This is a genomic window from Fructilactobacillus sp. X2R5C2 (assembly GCF_059901375.1).
Genome location: NZ_JBWXUX010000006.1, coordinates 1 through 3,257, shown reverse-complemented (window position 1 = coordinate 3,257; position 3,257 = coordinate 1). Strand labels below are relative to the sequence as shown.

General features: G+C 49.0%; 2 rRNA genes. Both read left to right on the top strand.

The window, feature by feature from the left end:
• Positions 1-151 precede the first annotated feature (151 nt).
• Positions 152-3,068: ribosomal RNA gene (locus tag AC6UD2_RS06685) — 23S ribosomal RNA — on the top strand.
• Positions 3,069-3,140: 72 nt separating this feature from the next.
• Positions 3,141-3,257, top strand: a 5S ribosomal RNA gene (rrf, locus tag AC6UD2_RS06680).

The following is a 3,257-nucleotide window of genomic DNA, read 5'->3' as shown; positions in this document are numbered from 1 at the left end:
ACTTTGTTCTTTGAAAACTAGATAATATTATTTTCTGTATTAATTATATTTTAATTATAATTTTAACCGAGAAATAACCACTACGTTATTTGAGTTTTTTAAAATAGTTTAAATCGCAAATACTCAATAACTTACATCACGAAGTGATGCAGGTTAAGTTATTAAGGGCGCATGGTGAATGCCTTGGTACTAGGAGCCGATGAAGGACGGAACTAACACCGATATGCTTCGGGGAGCTGTACGTAAGCTTTGATCCGGAGATTTCCGAATGGGGAAACCCAATCATCTTAGTCGATGGTTGCACGACAGTGAATTCATAGCTGTCGTGCGGTAAACGCGGGGAACTGAAACATCTAAGTACCCGCAGGAGTAGAAAAAAATTTCGATTCCCTAAGTAGCGGCGAGCGAACGGGGAACAGCCCAAACCGACCAGTTTACTGGTCGGGGTTGTAGGACTGAACATTTGAGTTACAAAAGAATCTGATAGTCGAATCAGTTGGGAAGCTGAGCCATAGATGGTGATAGCCCAGTAGACGAAATCAGATTCCCTCAGTTCAGGATCCTGAGTACGGCGACACACGTGAAACGTCGTCGGAAGCCGGGAGGACCATCTCCCAAGGCTAAATACTACCTAGTGACCGATAGTGAACCAGTACCGTGAGGGAAAGGTGAAAAGCACCCCGGAAGGGGAGTGAAATAGTTCCTGCAACCATGTGCCTACAAGCAGTTAGAGCCCATTTAAGGGTGATAGCGTGCCTCTTGTAGAATGAACCGGCGAGTTATAGTTGCATGCAAGGTTAAGCTGAAAAAGCGGAGCCGAAGCGAAAGCGAGTCTGAATAGGGCGTTGAAGTATGTTGCCATAGACCCGAAACCAGGTGATCTATCCATGTCCAGGATGAAAGTGCGGTAATACGCACCGGAGGTCCGAACCCGTGTACGTTGAAAAGTGCTGGGATGAGGTGTGGATAGCGGTGAAATTCCAAACGAACTTGGAGATAGCTGGTTCTCTCCGAAATAGCTTTAGGGTTAGCCTCGGATTTAGAATCATGGAGGTAGAGCCACTGTTTGGACAAGGGGTCCGTCTTGGATTACTAAGTTCAGATAAACTCCGAATACCATTGATTTATATCCGGGAGTCAGACGATGAGTGATAAGATCCATCGTCGAAAGGGGAACAGCCCAGACCACCAGTTAAGGTCCCTAAATATATGCTAAGTGGAAAAGGCGGTGGAGTTGCATAGACAACTAGGATGTTGGCTCAGAAGCAGCCACCATTTAAAGAGTGCGTAATAGCTCACTAGTCGAGTGATTCTGCGCCGAAAATTTACCGGGGCTAAGCATATTACCGAGACTGTGGACGCGACTTTGTCGCGTGATAGGAGAGCGTTCTAAGGGCAACGAAGCTAGACCGTAAGGACTAGTGGAGCGCTTAGAAGTGAGAATGCCGGTATGAGTAGCGAAAAATCAGTGAGAATCTGATTCACCGAATGACTAAGGTTTCCTGGGGAAGGCTCGTCCACCCAGGGTTAGTCGGGACCTAAGTCGAGGCCGAGAGGCGTAGACGATGGATAACAGGTTGAGATTCCTGTACTAGTTATTAACGTTTGAGTGATGGAGGAACGCAGAAGGCTAAGTTGTGCATCCTGATGGATATGGATGTTCAAGTCGCAAGTCAGGTCAAGAGAGAAATGCTTTTGATCGCGTTGACAAGCGACGATGAGGACCGAAATTATAGTAGGGAAGCAATTGATGTCACGCTGCCGAGAAAAGCTTCTAGCGAGTTAATAACTACCCGTACCGCAAACCGACACAGGTAGTCGAGGAGAGTATCCTCAGGTGAGCGAGAGAACTCTCGTTAAGGAACTCGGCAAAATGACCCCGTAACTTCGGAAGAAGGGGTGCTGTCCTAACGGACAGCCGCAGTGAAGAGGCCCAGACGACTGTTTATCAAAAACACAGGTTTCTGCAAAATCGTAAGATGACGTATAGGGGCTGACGCCTGCCCGGTGCTGGAAGGTTAAGTGGAAGAGTTAGCTTCGGCGAAGCTCCGAAATGAAGCCCCAGTAAACGGCGGCCGTAACTATAACGGTCCTAAGGTAGCGAAATTCCTTGTCGGGTAAGTTCCGACCCGCACGAAAGGCGTAACGATCTGGGCACTGTCTCAACGAGAGACTCGGTGAAATTAAGATACCTGTGAAGAAGCAGGTTACCCGCGACAGGACGGAAAGACCCCATGGAGCTTTACTGTAGCTTGATATTGGGTGTTTGCACAGCTTGTACAGGATAGGTAGGAGCCATTGAAACCGGAGCGCTAGCTTCGGCGGAGGCGTCATTGGGATACTACCCTTGCTATGTGAACACTCTAACCCTGAGCACTCAACGTGCTCGGAGACAGTGTCTGGTTGGCAGTTTGACTGGGGCGGTCGCCTCCCAAATAGTAACGGAGGCGCCCAAAGGTTCCCTCAGAATGGTTGGAAATCATTCATAGAGTGTAAAGGCAGAAGGGAGCTTGACTGCGAGACATACAGGTCGAGCAGGGACGAAAGTCGGGCTTAGTGATCCGGTGGTACCATATGGAAGGGCCATCGCTCAACGGATAAAAGCTACCCTGGGGATAACAGGCTTATCTCCCCCAAGAGTTCACATCGACGGGGAGGTTTGGCACCTCGATGTCGGCTCATCGCATCCTGGGGCTGTAGTTGGTCCCAAGGGTTGGGCTGTTCGCCCATTAAAGCGGTACGCGAGCTGGGTTCAGAACGTCGTGAGACAGTTCGGTCCCTATCCGTCGCGGGCGCAGGAAATTTGAGAGGAGCTATCCCTAGTACGAGAGGACCGGGATGGACATACCGCTGGTGTACCAGTTGCGCCGCCAGGCGCACAGCTGGGTAGCTATGTATGGACGAGATAAACGCTGAAAGCATCTAAGTGTGAAACTCGCCTCGAGATGAGATTTCCCATTCCTTTATGGAAGTAAGACCCCTGAAAGATGATCAGGTAGATAGGTTAGAAGTGGAAGCGTAGTGATACGTGAAGCGGACTAATACTAATCGGTCGAGGACTTAACCAAGCAAAAAGAAGTGGAAGTTAATCGGGCAGAGAAGATATTATCTAGTTTTGAGAGAACGAAGTTCTTTCTAAGTGTGGTGGCGAAAGCCTGAAGGATACACCTGTTCCCATGCCGAACACAGAAGTTAAGCTTCAGCACGCCAAGAGTAGTTGGGGGATCGCCCCCTGCAAGGGTAGGACGTTGCCACGC